The organism is Parabacteroides faecalis (genome assembly GCF_022809355.1).
Classification (GTDB): Bacteria; Bacteroidota; Bacteroidia; order Bacteroidales; family Tannerellaceae; genus Parabacteroides; species Parabacteroides faecalis.
Genome location: NZ_JAKZMM010000037.1, coordinates 1 through 15,886, shown reverse-complemented (window position 1 = coordinate 15,886; position 15,886 = coordinate 1). Strand labels below are relative to the sequence as shown.

Sequence of the window (15,886 nt, the reverse complement as noted above, 5' to 3'; positions counted from 1 at the left end):
TTATTAGAATGTTAAGTTAACACCAAATGTAAATGATCTTGCTTTTGGCATATAGTTACGTGGTTCAATACCTGGATCCAAACCGGCATTATTATCACTGGCTTCACCACGGAAGTTTTCTACTTCAGGGTCAAGACCTTTATAGCCTGTAATTACGAACAAGTTTTGTCCTGCTACATAAATGCGGGCTTTTTCCAACCAGTCAATTTTCTTTGTATTGAATGTGTAACCTATTGACATATTGTCTAAACGAAGGTATGAAGCATTTTCGATGTAGTATGAGCATATACGAGAGTTCTCACGTAATACTAACAAATCATCATTGTCCATCGCATTGTTACCATCAATATACGTGTTGTTACCATAGGCAGCCAGCGGGTTATTCAAGACTTTGTTGCCGATAGTTCCACGGAAGAAGATGCTGGCATCCCAGTTCTTCCAAGTGAAGGTGTTATTCCATCCGTAAGTCAAATCCGGCTGGGCATCACCACAGTATGTACGGTCATCGTCTGTAATCTGACCATCTCCGTTGATATCTTCGATGATATATTTACCATTTTCGTCTAGTCCATTACATTTCAACATGTAGAATTGGCCAACTGGATGACCAACTTCCAATACATGTGATGTTACACCTGAACCACCACGGATCCATGGGTCACCTACATATACTTTGCCTGTAGAATATAATTCGTTAGACAACTTTGTGATTTCATTTTTATTGTGTGCTAAGTTGATAGAAGTATTCCATGTGAAGTTCTTGTTACGGATAACGTCTAAGTTCAATAAAATTTCAACACCGGTATTCTTCATATCACCTACGTTAGCGGCAATGGTATTATACACATAGGTAGGAGTAGAAACTTCATAATTATACAGCATATCAGAAGTCCGTTTATCATACCATTCGATAGTACCGTTCAAACGGCTGTTGAATAATGTAAAGTCCAAACCGATATTCAACATGGCTGTTTGTTCCCATTTCAAATCTGCATTGGCATTCTGTGACATTCGATAAGCAATAGGCCATGCTCCATTGTTATAATAAGTTCCGGCTGCTGAATACAGATCCAATGATTTATAAGGCTGTAAACCGTCCTGGTTACCTGTTACACCATAACCGGCGCGCAGTTTCAAGTCGTTTACCCATTTAACATCTTCCATGAAAGATTCCTGACTGATACCCCAAGCTGCTGATACGGATGGGAAAGTACCCCACTTATGATTGGCACCGAACTTAGAGGAACCATCTCGACGTACTGTAGCGGTGATCATATATCTTTCCAAATAGCTATAGTGGGCACGGGCAAACAAAGAGATCAATTTATATTCATTTCGGCTGGAAGTGATGTTACCAATTTGTAATAAGTTACCACTTTGCAGATTATCTGCTCCCATTCCTACCACAGCGAAGTTTGAAACTTGTGATCTTTGATCGGCATATTTATTACTTTCCCAAGAGTAACCGATGATAGCATCTAATTTATGCTGTTCGTCACTTCCGAAAGCTTTGTTATAATTACCTGTCCATTCCAACAAATCACGATCCCAAGTTCTTGCTTGGCGGACACCTAGACCTGTGGAACCTTGCCCTCTGGAGTTACGAGGATCTTGCCATTCACTATAATCAGAATTAAAACGACTCTTATACAATTGAACTTTGGTTGTCAATCCATCTATGATAGTGAATTGTACATCACCAGCTCCATAGAAATAGTTGTTTGTTCTTTTCTTATAGTTCTGATCCTGGTTCTGTACCGGGTTACCTTGGTCGTAATTGTGGTTCGCATCGGTGAAATAAGAACCATCTGCATTATAAACCGGATATACAGGCAACATGTTGTAGGCCAAGATGAAGTCATCTGCAAACGGCATCTGCATATCAGTTAATGTTGCAGAACCGGTTAATCCGATACGCAAGCGATCGTTGATGGCACGCTGCTGGAACTGGAAACGGAAGCTATGGCGCTTCATCCAGTTATCACGGGCAACACCGTTACGGTCCATATAGGTATAGGATGCACGGTAGTTGCTCTTTGATGAACCACCCGACAAAGACAAAGAGTGTTGCTGAGAAATACCTGTACGAGTCATTTCATCGAACCAATCAGTGTCATTGTTATATTTATCATAGATAGAAATATCTTTCCCTAACGCTTCATTGGCAGCTCTCCATTCGGCTGCATTCAGCATGTCGGGCTTGTTGGCAACAGTTGAAGCGGTTACATAACCGTCATAATTAATTTGCGTCTTAGATCCTGAACCGCGTTTGGTTGTGATCAAGATAACACCACCAGCAGCACGAGATCCATAAATAGCAGCTGAAGAGGCGTCTTTCAATACAGAAATTGATTCGATATCTGTTGGAGAAACCGTTGACATATCACCGCCAGGAACCCCATCAATAACGATCATCGGACCTTGGTCATTCTGCAAAGTAGAAGTACCACGCAACTGGATTTGTGAACCACGGGTTACATCGCCTGAACCGGAAGTAATTGTTAAACCAGCGACTTTACCTTGTAACAAATCAGAGGCATCACGTGTAACACCTTTGTTGAAGTTTTCTTCAGAGACATTGGCTACAGAACCTGTAATTTCCTTACGTGTCTGTGTACCGTAACCGATTGCTACGACTTCTCCCAAATTTACTACGGAAGATTCTAGTTTAATAGGAACTGTTTCGCGTCCTTTTACAGCTTCTTCAATGGAATTGTATCCCACATACGAAACTTGCAGGACTACATTTTTCATGTTTTCCACGTTAATAACATAATTACCGTCCATGTCGGTAATTGTTCCGTTAGTAGTTCCTTTTACTAGGACATTAGCACCGATAACCGGTTCGCCATTTTCGTCCACTACAGTACCTTTAATCATACCTTTCTGTGCAAAGACAGCTCCTGTCATACAGAAAGACATCAACATCGAGACTGCTGCAGTCCTCGAATGTTTGAAAGAAGAGAACATTTTCTTTCTAAGCATAGACATCCTTTTTTCAGGTTAACTAAAAATTTTGTTTTCCACGATTAGCACATAATCGTTATAATAAATCGAATACAAACAGGCTAACATTAACTAAGATTGTACTCTTTTCATTACGACGCCGTAAAAATAATAAAAAAAGTAATTAAACGGTATGTTTAACACTGTTTTTTTCTGAATTTATTTTAATGTTAGCTCTTTCGGTATGTATATATAATATAAGGTATAGGTTTTTATTTAAGTATTGTTCTAGCTTTTGAGGGAAAAAACTCCTTTTCTTCTATAGATTTATTTATAAAGTAAAAAAGCTGTTGCACATATTGTACAACAGCTTTTTTGTTAAATTTATCAGACTATTATATCTTTTATTTTGATTAATAGTTTTGTTTCATCGGTTCGAAGTAAGCCTGCGGATGCAAACATGCCGGACATTTCAGCGGAGCTTTCTTGGCGCTCAATACGAAACCACAGTTACGGCATTGCCACAAAATTTCTTCGTCTCTTTCAAACACTTTTTCAGCTTCTACACGAGCTAACAGTGTACGATAGCGTTTTTCGTGTTCTGCTTCTACTTTGGCAATCATACGGAAAGCAACGGCTACTTCCGGGAAACCTTCTTCGTCGGCTACTTTAGCAAATTCTGGGTATAAATCAGCCCATTCTTCGTTTTCGCCGGCTGCTGCTGCTGCCAAGTTTTCTTTGGTAGTACTGATGATGCCAGCCGGATATGAAGCGGTGATTTCAACCATGCCGCCTTCCAGGAATTTGAAGAATCGTTTTGCGTGTTCTTTTTCCTGTTCAGCTGTTTCCATGAAGACTGCTGCTATTTGTTCAAAACCTTCTTTCTTGGCTACGCTGGCAAAATAAGTATAGCGACTTCTTGCCTGTGATTCACCTGCGAATGATTTCAACAAATTCTGTTCTGTACGTGTTCCTTTAATACTCTTTCCCATACTATTTACTTTTTTATTGGTTATTAATTTATTTGTTCGCTTTATCTTTACAACAGACAAAGGTAGGGTTTAGTTTTGGTTTGGAAGAATTTATTTAAGTGGTAATTTTTATGGTTGGATAGACAGAATCTATCAGCCTGAAAAAGTGTAGATAGTTTCCTTTTTATTATACCTTGTATTTTCATCAAAAGCCGGCGTATTTTTGTCAATTTACGCCGGCTTTTCACTAAAATACGCCGGCTTTTGAAGTAGTGAAAATATCCTTTGAAATTAAAACTGACGAGGATTGAAAATGAAACTAATGGGAATTGAAAATGATTCTCGTTTGTTTTGTCCGGGCTTTTCTGTATAAAAGAAAAAACGCCTGTTATCTGTTGATAACAAGCGCCTTTCGAATTGTGAGTTGTCTCACGAGGATTCGAACCTCGACAGACAGAACCAAAAACTGTAGTGCTACCATTACACCATGAGACAATCCGATGCTTTCTCAAAAGCACTGCAAAGGTAAATACTATTTTTTACCTTTGCAAGTATTTTCTCATTATTTTACAATAATCAAGTAATAATTTTTCTTGCCACGTTGTACAAGAAGGTATTTTTCGTCTAATAAATGACTGGTATTAACTACCATATCAGTATCAGATACCTTTTCTTTATTGATGCTTACACCTCCGCTTTGGATCAGTTTACGCATTTCACCTTTTGACGGGAATACGTTTGCTTTTTCTGTACACAGATCGATCAGCTTGATTCCGGCTGCAACGTCATCACGTGATACTTCAAACTGAGGAACACCGTTAAATACATCAAGCAAGGTCTCTTCGTCCAGTTTCTTTAATGCCTCAGATGTTGCATTACCGAACAAGATATTAGAAGCTTCAACAGCAGCATCGTAATCTTCTTGCGAATGTACCATAATGGTAACTTCTTTAGCCAATCGTTTTTGTAACGGACGTAAGTGAGGCGCTGCTTCTTGTTCTGCAATCAGAGCCTCGATTTCTTCTTTGGGAAGAGCCGTAAAGATCTTAATGTATTTAGCTGCATCGGCATCACTTACATTCAGCCAGAACTGATAGAATTTATAAGGAGAAGTATAACGACGATCCAACCAGATATTACCTGATTCTGTCTTACCGAACTTACCGCCGTCGGCTTTCGTGATAAGCGGGCAGGTTAATGCAAATACTTCACCTCCGTTTGTACGGCGGATCAGTTCAGCACCTGTAGTAATGTTTCCCCATTGGTCTGAACCACCCATCTGAAGTTTGCAGTTCTTATGTTCGTAAAGATACAGGAAGTCGTATCCTTGTAATAACTGGTAAGTAAATTCGGTGAAAGAAAGACCGTCGCGGGCTTCACCGTTCAGACGTTTCTGAACAGAATCTTTTGCCATCATGTAGTTGACGGTAATGTGCTTTCCTACTGTCCGGGCAAAATCCAGGAAAGTAAAGTCTTTCATCCAGTCGTAGTTGTTTACCAATTCTGCTTTGTTGGGAGCATCTGATTCAAAGTCCAGAAATTTGCTCAACTGCTTTTTGATACATTCCTGATTATGACGTAATGTTTCCTCGTCTAACAGATTTCGTTCTGCTGATTTACCAGACGGGTCTCCAATCATACCTGTTGCACCACCTACCAAAGCCAACGGTTTGTGACCGCAACGTTGGAAATGTTTTAAGATCATCACGCTCACCAAATGGCCGATATGCAAAGAATCGGCAGTCGGATCAATACCGACATAAGCGGTAACCATTTCTTTTTCCAACAATTCTTCAGTACCCGGCATCATGGTATGAACCATTCCACGCCATCTTAATTCTTCTACAAAATTCATCGTATTAGTTCATTATAAATATGTTTAGTGTGGGCAAAGATACGATTATTAATTGATTTAAGTCGGCGAAGCGCTACTTTTTTGTTTTATCGATAGAAATAGGGGATTTGTCGATAGAAAAAACGGGTCTTTCTATATTAATTGTCTAGGAAATGAGAGGCTTGTACTTTTGCTTTCGTAAAAAGGAAACAGATATGATGCGGACATTAGTTATAGGATTATCAATCGGGTTGTTGACAACGAGTGTACAAGCTCAGGAACAACCGGCAGAATGGACGCTCCGTTCATGTTTGGATTATGCGTTAGCAAATAATATCCAAATTAAAAAGAGTCGGGTGAATGAATTGTCAGGATTGGAAGATACAGAGTTGGCAAAGGCTCAGTTGTTCCCTTCCTTATCAGCTTCAGTGACGCAAGGATTCGTAAACTATCCTTCTTCGGATGCTGAGAGTAATAATAGTTATAGTGGTAATTATGCGGTGAATGCCAACTGGACTCTCTTCGATGGAGGTCAGCGTAATAAAACCATTAAACAACAGAAGTTACAGAATGAAGTGGATAAGCTTTCGACAGAACAAAGCGAAGATGATATCCAAATAGCCATTGTGCAGACATACCTTCAGGTAATGTATGCTATGGAAGCCGTGGAAATTAACGAAAATACTGTTGAAACGTCGAAGGCCGAACGGGATCGGGCTGAAGAACTGTATAAAGCTGGCTCAATTTCCGCAGTTGATCTGGCTCAGTTGGAAAGTCAGTACAGCACAGACAAATATCAATTGGTGGTTGCCCAAACGAATTTGGATAATTATAAACTACAATTGAAACAGTTGCTTGAACTGGATATAACACAGGATATAGCATTGAATATGCCGGATGTAGATGAATCGGAAGTGATAACTCCATTACCGGATAAACAGACGATTTATCAGACTTCGTTGGCCGTCATGCCACAAATACGAAGCAGTGAACTTTCTATCGAAGTGGCAGAATTGGAAAAAGAAAAGGCAAAAGCAGCCTATTGGCCTACGTTGTCTATGAATGCAGGTATTGGAACAGGGCATCTTTCGGGTACAAACTACACTTTCGGTAGTCAAATTTGGAATAAATTCAATGAAAGTGTTGGATTAACGATTAATATTCCTATATTTGCGAACCGAGAAAAAAAGACAGCATATAATAAAGCAAAACTAGCGATTACTACCAGTCAGCTAGACTTGTTGAACGCTCAGAAAGATCTGTTGCAGACTGTTGAAGGGATTTATTTGGACGCCACGTCTGCACAGAGCCAATATATGTCGGCAGTTGAAAGATTATCGTATATACAACAAAGCTTCGAGTTAACTGAAGAACAGTTTTTCTTGGGGATGAAGAATACGTTAGAGATGTTGACAGAAAAGAACAATCTGCTGAATGCACAGCAGGAGGTACTTCAGTCGAAATACATGGCAATCATGAGTATACAACTTTTAAACATTTATCAGAAGAAGCCCGTCGATATCAATATTTAGACGGGATATTCACTCCACTCTCTTTTATGGGGTTTCCTGCGACGTGAGTCGCGGGAACCTTTTTACCAAAATAAGTTTATAAGTTGATGTTAGGTGTAGATTTTTGAGTTGACAAACGAATTGTCGGACTTAGAAATAAGCCTGAATTTCGGATAAAAAAGTAATCAAATAATATGAATAAGAAAAAAGTTATGATCGGCCTGGCCGGAATTGTAATCATTGCAGGAGGATTTTTCCTCTTTTCCGGAAAAAAGGCTGGAGGAAGAATGGTTTTAGAGACGGAAAAGGTTGGCCGCACTTCCATTACGAATGTTGTGACCGCCACGGGAACTGTCGAGCCGGTAACGGAAGTAGATGTCGGTACGCAGGTCTCAGGTATTATTGACAAGCTGTATGTAGATTATAATGATGTGGTGACTGCCGGGCAGTTGATTGCAGAAATGGATAAGGTGACATTGGAGGCTGAGTTGCAATCAGCTACCGCGCAGTTGGATAAAAGCAAGTCGGAGTACGAATATCAGCAGAAGAATTATGCACGTAGTAAGGTATTGTTCGAGAAGAAGTTGATCAGTGACACGGAGTATGAAACGGCAACCTACAATTACGAGCAGGCGAAAGCTAATTATGAAGAGAGCCAGGCCTCAATGGTTAAGGTTCGTCGAAACCTGGAATATGCTACGATCACAAGCCCTATTAATGGTGTGGTGATTAATAAGGCGGTTGAAGAAGGGCAGACCGTAGCAGCCGGTTTCGAAACTCCGACCTTGTTTACAATTGCCGCTGATTTAACAAAGATGCAGATCATAGCTGATGTGGATGAGGCTGATATAGGTAGTGTACAGGATGGACAACGGGTTTCATTTACAGTAGATGCATATCCGAATGATGTTTTCGAAGGAAAAGTGGAACAGATCCGTCTGGGTGAAAGTAGTGACAGCAGCACATCGTCCTCAAGTTCATCATCTTCTTCAACGGTTGTTACGTACGAAGTTGTGATCTCAGCCGATAATCCGGACTTGAAATTGAAACCGCGTCTGACGGCAAACATCACGATTTATACAATGGAACGGAATGATGTATTGTCGATACCGAATAAAGCTTTACGTTTTATTGCTGATGCCAGCATGCTGGAGCCGTTAGGACTGACGGTTGAGAACCCGACGATGCAGGCTCCCGAAGGAAAACGGTTGGTATGGGTTGAAGAAGGAACTCAGTTGAAGCCGAAAGCCATTACTGTAGGTTCGAGCAATAATAATGTTACAGAAGTAGTGGATGGCTTACAGGAAGGTGAGATTGTAGCGGTTGACTTATCGGTTTCGACTCCTGTCGTAGTATCGCCGGCTGCCGGACAAGAACGTAGCCCGTTTATGCCGGGACCGCCAGATAGTAAGAAAGGTAAAAAATGATTCCTCTGTGGAGTATAAAATATAAGTACGTACGTCATGAAAGAGATTATAAGACTGGAAAACATAAAACGCAATTTTATCGTAGGTGATGAAGTGGTTCACGCGTTACGAGGCGTTAGTTTTACGATTTATGAAGGTGAATTTGTTACCATTATGGGAACTTCCGGATCAGGCAAAAGTACATTGTTAAATACATTAGGTTGTCTGGATACGCCGACTAGCGGAGAATATTATTTGGATGGTGTATCTGTTCGTACGATGGGGAAAAGTGCGAGAGCCACACTTCGTAACCGGAAAATTGGGTTTGTTTTCCAGAATTATAATCTGCTACCTAAAACAACGGCTATCGAGAATGTGGAACTTCCGCTCATGTATAATCCGGCCTATAATGCGGCACAACGGAGAGAGAAAGCCATTAAAGCTTTGATTGCTGTAGGTTTGGGAGAACGTTTGAATCATAAGAGTAATCAGATGTCGGGTGGACAGATGCAACGTGTGGCAATTGCCCGGGCTTTGGTGAATGATCCGGCTGTGATTCTGGCGGACGAGGCTACCGGAAACCTGGATACACGTACCAGCTTTGAGATATTGGTATTGTTTCAGCAGCTTCATGCCCAAGGACGTACGATTATCTTCGTAACTCATAATCCGGAGATTGCCCAATACAGTAGCCGGAATATCATGTTGCGTGACGGACATATTACATCGGATGTGAAGAATGAGAATATATTGGATGCAGCCGAAGCTTTGGCCAAATTGCCAAAGACAGACGACTGATAACAGATAGCTTATACAGATATGAATCTTACGAATTTATTCAAAATAGCACTTCGGGCTTTGGCTAACAACAAGATGCGTGGATTCCTCACGATGTTGGGTATTATTATCGGTGTGGCTTCGGTGATTACGATGTTGGCTATCGGGCAAGGTTCCAAGAGAAGTATTCAGGCGGAGATCAGCGAGATGGGATCAAATATGATTATGATCCAACCGGGTGGTGATATCCGGGGCGGTGTACGTCAGGAAGCTTCGAGTATGGAAACACTGAAGCTTGAAGATTATCAGAACATCGTAGATGAGACACGTTATGTGGCGGCTGTTTCTCCGTCGGTCAATAGTAGTGGACAGGTTATTTACGGAGCTAACAACGCGCCGACTACGATTTATGGTATCAGTCCGGATTATATGGAAATCCGTCGTTATAAAGTAGAAGACGGAGAGATGTTCTCTGATCAAGACATCGCTGTTGCAGCCAAAGTATGCGTTGTAGGTAAGACAGTGGTGGATAATTTGTTCCCCGGTGGAGAAAATCCGGTAGGGAAAGTGATTCGCTTCCAGAAATTACCCTTCAAGATTGTGGGTGTATTGGAGAGCAAAGGGTATAACAGTATGGGAATGGACCAGGACGACCTGATCTTGGCGCCTTATACAACCATTCAGAAAAAGGTTCTGGCTATTACTCATTTGCAGGGTATTACTTGTTCAGCTTTAAAGGAAGAATATACCGAACAGGCTATTGATGAGATTTCGGAAATACTACGTCGCAACCATAAGCTTAAAGCGGATGAAGAGGATGATTTTACAATCCGTAGTCAGCAGGAGTTGAGTTCGATGTTGACAAGTACTACGGACATGATGACCGTTTTGCTTGCGGCGGTGGCGGGTATTTCCCTTTTGGTGGGTGGTATCGGTATTATGAATATCATGTATGTTTCGGTAACGGAACGTACACGCGAGATTGGTTTACGCATGAGTATCGGGGCAAAAGGGATTGATATCCTTTCGCAGTTCCTGATCGAATCCATCCTGATAAGCGTGACGGGAGGATTGATTGGTGTGATTTTCGGTGTGGGTTCGGCTATCATTGTAAATCAAGTAGCGCATTTCCCGATTTTCATCCAGCCGTGGAGCGTGCTTCTATCGTTTATCGTCTGTACGGCGACGGGTATTTTCTTCGGATGGTATCCGGCCAAGAAGGCGGCACAGCTAGACCCGATCGAATCCATCCGCTATGAATGATGGAATGGAAGTTGGAAACCGTCCAAGATCTTGGCTGATACTTCTCCTGAAGGATTTGTATTGTCAAAGTTCTTGGACGGTTCCATTCTTGGCGGATTTTCGTTGAAAAACTACTTGGACGGTCAAAATCCGCGCGGATTTGCCTTGAAAAAGTGCTTGGATAGTCAAAATCTTGGAAGAATGATACTAGAAAAGTCTTTTCTAATGAAAATCTTTGCGGATTTGTTTTGTCAAAGAGCTTTTTTATCGGTATTTTTGACAAATTGATAACAAACGGAATTTAAGACAGTGAAAGAATAAGAATCATGACAGAAGAAACGAAAAAAGAAGAATTGCCGGTGTATCGAACTCCGAAAGGATTGGGCAAGATTATCCACATGGCAGCGTGGGGAATCTTGTTTGGTATCCCATTCTTTTTTACCGGTGACGAGACAGAAACAGTTACGATCGAAAGTTATATGCGTTTTGTTATCGTACCTATTTCATTTATGTTCGTATTCTATGTCAATTATTTTTTCCTGGTTCCGAAATATCTTTTTACCCGTCGTTTGCCTGAATTCTTTGTGGCCAATGTATTGTTGATTGTCTTTACGATGGTGGCTGTTCATCTCTTGATGGATTTATTGCCTGATTCGCCCCATGAACATCCACATCGGAAACCTCCTATGCGAGGAGAACCTCCACTTCGGAATATTGTCGGATTCTTTTTAGGTAATGCCGTACTATATATGTTGGTGTCAGGTTTAAGTGTGGCTATCCGGGTAACGAGAAACTGGTATCGGATCGAAACGATGCGACGTGATTTGGAACAAAGCCGTGTGGAAGCCGAATTGCAGAATCTGAAGAGCCAGTTGAATCCGCATTTTCTGTTTAATACATTAAATAATATCTATTGTTTGATTGCCTTCAGTCCCGATCGTGCACAAGGTGTCGTACATGATTTGAGCCGGTTGCTTCGTTATGTCTTGTATGACAGTAACCAGAAGTTCGTTCCGTTGGGGAAAGAACTGGACTTTATTCGCAATTATGTTGAGCTGATGCGTATCCGTCTTCCTGAGCATGTATCACTCGACTTACAAATAAGCGGACAGGAAAACGAAGGGGGAATGATTGCTCCTTTACTTTTCATCTCGTTGATTGAAAACGCGTTCAAGCATGGAGTTAGCAATAACCTGCCATCATTTATCCGTATCTGTATCACGTATGATAAAACGGAAGTACATTGCCGGATTGAGAATAGTTACTTTCCTAAGAACGGACAAGACAAGAGTGGTTCGGGCATTGGATTAGTCAATTTGGAGAAACGTCTGGAATTGATTTATCCGGAATCTTATTCTTTCCGACATGAACAGGATGGTGATACCTATATTGCCGATTTACAAATACAAACTGGAGTGAAATGAAATTAACCTGTGCTATTATTGATGATGAACCTTTGGCAGCAAGTCTGCTGGAGAGTTACGCTTTGAAAACTCCTTTTCTGGAATTGAAAGGGAAGTATAACAGTGCTCTGAATGCCATGGATGCTTTGCATAACGAACCGGTGCAAGTCTTGTTCCTGGATATCCAGATGCCCGAGTTGAGTGGTATGGAATTCTCGAAGATGCTTCCTCCGGAAACAAAAGTTATCTTTACGACAGCCTTCGAACAATATGCTGTCGACAGTTATCGGGTCAATGCCTTGGATTATCTGTTGAAACCCATCAGTTATTCCGATTTCCTGAAGGCTGCACAGAAAGCCTGCGACTGGTTTGAATCACATCAGCGGAAAACGGAAGAGCCTATTACAGGAACAGCTAACGAGAATGAAGTGGAACGGATCTTTGTCAAGACCGAATACAAGTTAGTACAAATTGAATTGAACCAGATCTTGTATATTGAAGGTTTGAAAGATTATGTCAAGATTTATCTCGAAGGCGAAGCTCGTCCAATTCTTTCCCTGATCAGTATGAAGATGGTAGAAGATATGCTTCCGTCGAACCGTTTCATCCGTGTACACCGTTCATTTATTGTCCAGCCGGAGAAGATTAAAGTTATCGAGCGCAATCGCATTGTGTTTGGAAAGGAATATATTCCGATTTCTGATAATTATAAACAGAAATTCTTCGATTTCCTGGCGCAACATAGTATCTTATTGGCCAAATAGTCCGATCAGGACTTGCTCAAGTCTGCGGTTGATAGTCCAGCTGCTCATGGAATAATTGTTGGTGAGAAAGACGACGCTATACGTCTTTCCCTGATTTTTTACGTATCCGGCATAACATCTCACGCCGCTCATACTGCCGCTTTTGAGGAATGCTTTTCCTGAAAGGGATGATTCTTTCAGGAAATTGCGTACAGATCCTTCTACTCCGGCTTGAGGTAATGAGGACATAAATGCTTCGGCATGTTTGGATTTTACCATATAGGTTAGTAAGTCGTTGAGGAAACGGGCTGTCACCTTATTCGTAGGAGCCAGACCGCTTCCGTCGCTAATACGAAGAGATGAAATATCCAGTCCTTTGCCTTTCCAATAACTTTTCATGACTTCTATTCCTTTCCCGAAAGAAGAAATGACATGTTTCTGCGGATTCTTATAGCGCAAACCGATGGTTTTCAGCAAGGCGTCGGCAAAGAGATTAAGACTTACATGATTGGTCTTTTCCACGATTTGTTGTAGAGTCGGTGAATAAGTCGTGATAATTTCCGTCCGTTTCCCCGGTTTCCAGGCATTCTTTTCGTACAGAAGTCGATAACAGGTTGCTTCTTTCTGCACAGAGATGCCATCTTTTTCCAATTCTTTCTGTATATATTGGGCTAAAAAGAGAGCCGGATCAGGTATGTCGCCTTTCAATCGGTAGGATTGCCGGTTTGCCGGAACGATTCCATATAAATATCGTTCGTTGGAGAAAGGCATACCAACGATAAAGCTACTGTCGCTTTTGGTAGCGGCTGCTTTCAGATAATTATGGAAATCCAGATCCATTTCTGGTTCTGTCCGAACCAAGGTAGGGCGTGTTCCTATGGCGCTACTATTCAAATACAGCGAATACAGATTATCATGGAAAGAAAGTCCGTAACTTCCGGCTCCGTAATAACTGCCTAAATCTTCGCGAAGCCATTTCATGGATATGCCTTCGTTGTCGAAAATACTCTCATCAGCAATAATGGCTCCCTTGATTTCCCGAATACCTTGCTGACGAATGGCGTCTTTCCATTCTTTGAGGAATGTCTCTGATTCGGGGGTGAAATGAGACGAACCTAAGGTCGGATCTCCATGTCCTTGAATATAGATATTCCCATTCAGTACACCATTGGCTATTGTTCCATCATAACTGATTGTCGTTGGGAAACGATAGGTTTCGCCTAATAATTCCAATGCGGTAGCGGTAGTCAGTAATTTTAATACGGAAGCAGGTGTGAGTTGTACATCCGGCTGGTATTTCCCGATGGTTTTTCCTGTGGATGTTTCGGTTACCAGACAAGCAAACGAAGCGTGTTCTATACCCGGCTGATCCAGGAATCGGTTAATGGGACTTGTTTTTTGTCCGAATCCAAGTTGAAAGCATAAAATAAATGCTGTCAATAAAAATATTTTGGAATGTCTCATTATGAAGTTTTAACCTTTATGTTACCTTTGCGAAAAACAAAGATAGAAATAATTATGGATTCCATGTTTGATAAACCGTTTACTTTCGATCGCGTTGTCCGCATCGGAATAGGTGTTTTACTGATCAGTGCATTACTTTATTTGATCGTTGTCTTGAGAAATGCACTTTTACCATTCTTGATAGCCTGGCTGATGGCTTATATGTGTCAGCCCTTTGTGAAGTTTTTCCAATATAAATTGAAACTGAAAAGCCGAATCTTGTCTATTCTGGCTGTTCTCATATCTATTTGTTTGATTATCGCCTTGGTTACGGTGATGGTTGTACCTTCTATTTCGGAAGAGAGTGAACGTCTGTTACAACTTTTAAGTAACCGGCAGGCTACTCCAGGTTATATCCCGTTGATACCGAACAGTTGGGTGGAGTATTTGGAAAACAGTATTGATCCGGAAGCTTTGCGTGATTTCGTCAACAAGGAAAATATTTTGCAGGCAATCAAACAGATCGCTCCGAAAGCCTGGCATTTACTGACAAGTACCTTCTCTGTTTTGGTCAGTGTAACGATTGTCTTTGTCATCTTCTTGTACTTTATTTTTATCTTGTTGGATTATGAGAAGATAGCCAGTGGTTGGCTGCGACTGATACCGGAACGCTATCGTCCGTTTATCAGTCAGTTGGCAGATGATGTAGAACTTAGTATGAATCGGTATTTCCGCGGACAGTCGTTGATTGCCTTATGTGTAGGTGTTTTACTGGCGATCGGATTTAAGATCATCAATTTCCCTTTGGCAGTTACTTTGGGATTGTTTATCGGCTGTTTGAACTTGATCCCTTATTTACAGACTATTGGATTGATTCCAATGGCGTTGCTCAGTCTGCTCCGTTCGGCTGAGACAGGAGAGAATTTCTGGATTTTATTTGGCTTATCATTATTGGTATTGGGTATTGTGCAGGCTATACAGGATTTGTATCTGACGCCTCGTATCATGGGAAAAGCCATGGGGCTGAATCCTGCCATTATTTTACTTTCCTTATCTATTTGGGGAACATTGCTCGGATTCATCGGACTGATTATTGCCTTACCACTGACAACACTTTGCCTGTCGTATTATAAGCGGTTTGTTTTGATGGAAAGTTTAGATATATCTCCACAAAATGAGGTTACTGATCCCGAAAATAAGGCCGAAAAACCTGTTCAGACGAAAGAAATAGAAGAAAAATAGGAGAGAAGAAGAAAAAACTTCTCTAAAAACTTGCAGGGTCAAAAATTATCACTACCTTTGCACTCGCAATCGGGAAACGATGCATTAGAGGTTTGATTCGCTAGCTCAGCAGGTAGAGCACAACACTTTTAATGTTGGGGTCCTGGGTTCGAGCCCCAGGCGGATCACCAAAATAAGCTCTTTAATCCATTCGGATTAAAGAGCTTATTTTTTATATATGTATTAAGTCCAAATAAAACAGTATCATGGGCTTGAATGGATCAACGTAAAAATATGAGGGATTAGAAATTTAAGCATAAATATTGCAAAGTCTAAAGAGAAAGAAAGCTTTGTCTTTCACCCCTCTGAACTGAGAACGAAAGTTCTTT

General features: G+C 41.1%; 11 protein-coding genes and 1 tRNA gene. 8 read left to right on the top strand and 4 right to left on the bottom strand.

The genetic code is table 11. The features are described 5' to 3' along the window. Positions 1-3 precede the first annotated feature (3 nt). The 3 genes from MUN53_RS13295 to tyrS form a co-directional block, all read right to left on the bottom strand. Positions 4-2,985, bottom strand: a complete 2,982-nt coding sequence (locus tag MUN53_RS13295) for a SusC/RagA family TonB-linked outer membrane protein (RefSeq protein WP_243325966.1) — start codon at positions 2,983-2,985, stop codon at positions 4-6. A 374-nt stretch (positions 2,986-3,359) separates the two neighbouring features. Then, entirely contained in the window at positions 3,360-3,938 is a 579-nt protein-coding gene (gene rbr / locus MUN53_RS13290) for a rubrerythrin (RefSeq protein WP_243325964.1), read from the bottom strand. 541 nt (positions 3,939-4,479) lie between these two features. Continuing rightward, on the bottom strand, positions 4,480-5,772 hold the full coding sequence (gene tyrS / locus MUN53_RS13285; protein ID WP_022454621.1) for a tyrosine--tRNA ligase: 1,293 nt from the start codon (positions 5,770-5,772) through the stop codon (positions 4,480-4,482). Between the two features lie 194 nt (positions 5,773-5,966). Here tyrS and MUN53_RS13280 point away from each other — a divergent pair, with 194 nt between their 5' ends. From MUN53_RS13280 to MUN53_RS13255, 6 genes are all read left to right on the top strand, one after another. Further along, a complete protein-coding gene (locus tag MUN53_RS13280; RefSeq protein ID WP_243325962.1) occupies positions 5,967-7,283 on the top strand; it encodes a TolC family protein in 1,317 nt (438 codons plus the stop codon). A 173-nt stretch (positions 7,284-7,456) separates the two neighbouring features. Beyond that, positions 7,457-8,689, top strand: a complete 1,233-nt coding sequence (locus tag MUN53_RS13275; protein ID WP_243325961.1) for an efflux RND transporter periplasmic adaptor subunit — start codon at positions 7,457-7,459, stop codon at positions 8,687-8,689. 36 nt (positions 8,690-8,725) lie between these two features. Continuing rightward, a complete protein-coding gene (locus MUN53_RS13270; RefSeq protein ID WP_022454617.1) occupies positions 8,726-9,466 on the top strand; it encodes an ABC transporter ATP-binding protein in 741 nt (246 codons plus the stop codon). 21 nt (positions 9,467-9,487) lie between these two features. Beyond that, the gene (locus MUN53_RS13265; protein WP_243325959.1) at positions 9,488-10,708 is read left to right on the top strand and encodes an ABC transporter permease; all 1,221 of its coding nucleotides are present in this window, start codon (positions 9,488-9,490) and stop codon (positions 10,706-10,708) included. A gap of 305 nt (positions 10,709-11,013) precedes the next feature. Further along, positions 11,014-12,111, top strand: a complete 1,098-nt coding sequence (locus MUN53_RS13260) for a sensor histidine kinase (RefSeq protein ID WP_243325957.1) — start codon at positions 11,014-11,016, stop codon at positions 12,109-12,111. Then, complete coding sequence (locus tag MUN53_RS13255; RefSeq protein ID WP_243325956.1) at positions 12,108-12,854, top strand: LytR/AlgR family response regulator transcription factor; 747 nt, start codon at positions 12,108-12,110, stop codon at positions 12,852-12,854. Before MUN53_RS13260 ends, MUN53_RS13255 begins: the two co-directional genes overlap by 4 nt. Here the strand turns inward: MUN53_RS13255 and dacB are convergent. Beyond that, positions 12,840-14,273, bottom strand: a complete 1,434-nt coding sequence (gene dacB, locus MUN53_RS13250; RefSeq protein ID WP_243325955.1) for a D-alanyl-D-alanine carboxypeptidase/D-alanyl-D-alanine endopeptidase — start codon at positions 14,271-14,273, stop codon at positions 12,840-12,842. The two genes, MUN53_RS13255 and dacB, sit on opposite strands and share 15 nt — an antisense overlap. 78 nt (positions 14,274-14,351) lie before the next feature. On the opposite strand from dacB, the gene MUN53_RS13245 reads away from it, so the two are divergent. Both MUN53_RS13245 and MUN53_RS13240 read left to right on the top strand, forming a co-directional pair. Beyond that, positions 14,352-15,518 carry an AI-2E family transporter gene (locus tag MUN53_RS13245; protein ID WP_243325954.1) on the top strand — a complete coding sequence of 389 codons (1,167 nt, stop codon included), beginning with the start codon at positions 14,352-14,354 and terminating at the stop codon, positions 15,516-15,518. A 94-nt stretch (positions 15,519-15,612) separates the two neighbouring features. Further along, positions 15,613-15,688, top strand: a tRNA-Lys gene (locus MUN53_RS13240). Positions 15,689-15,886 lie beyond the last annotated feature (198 nt).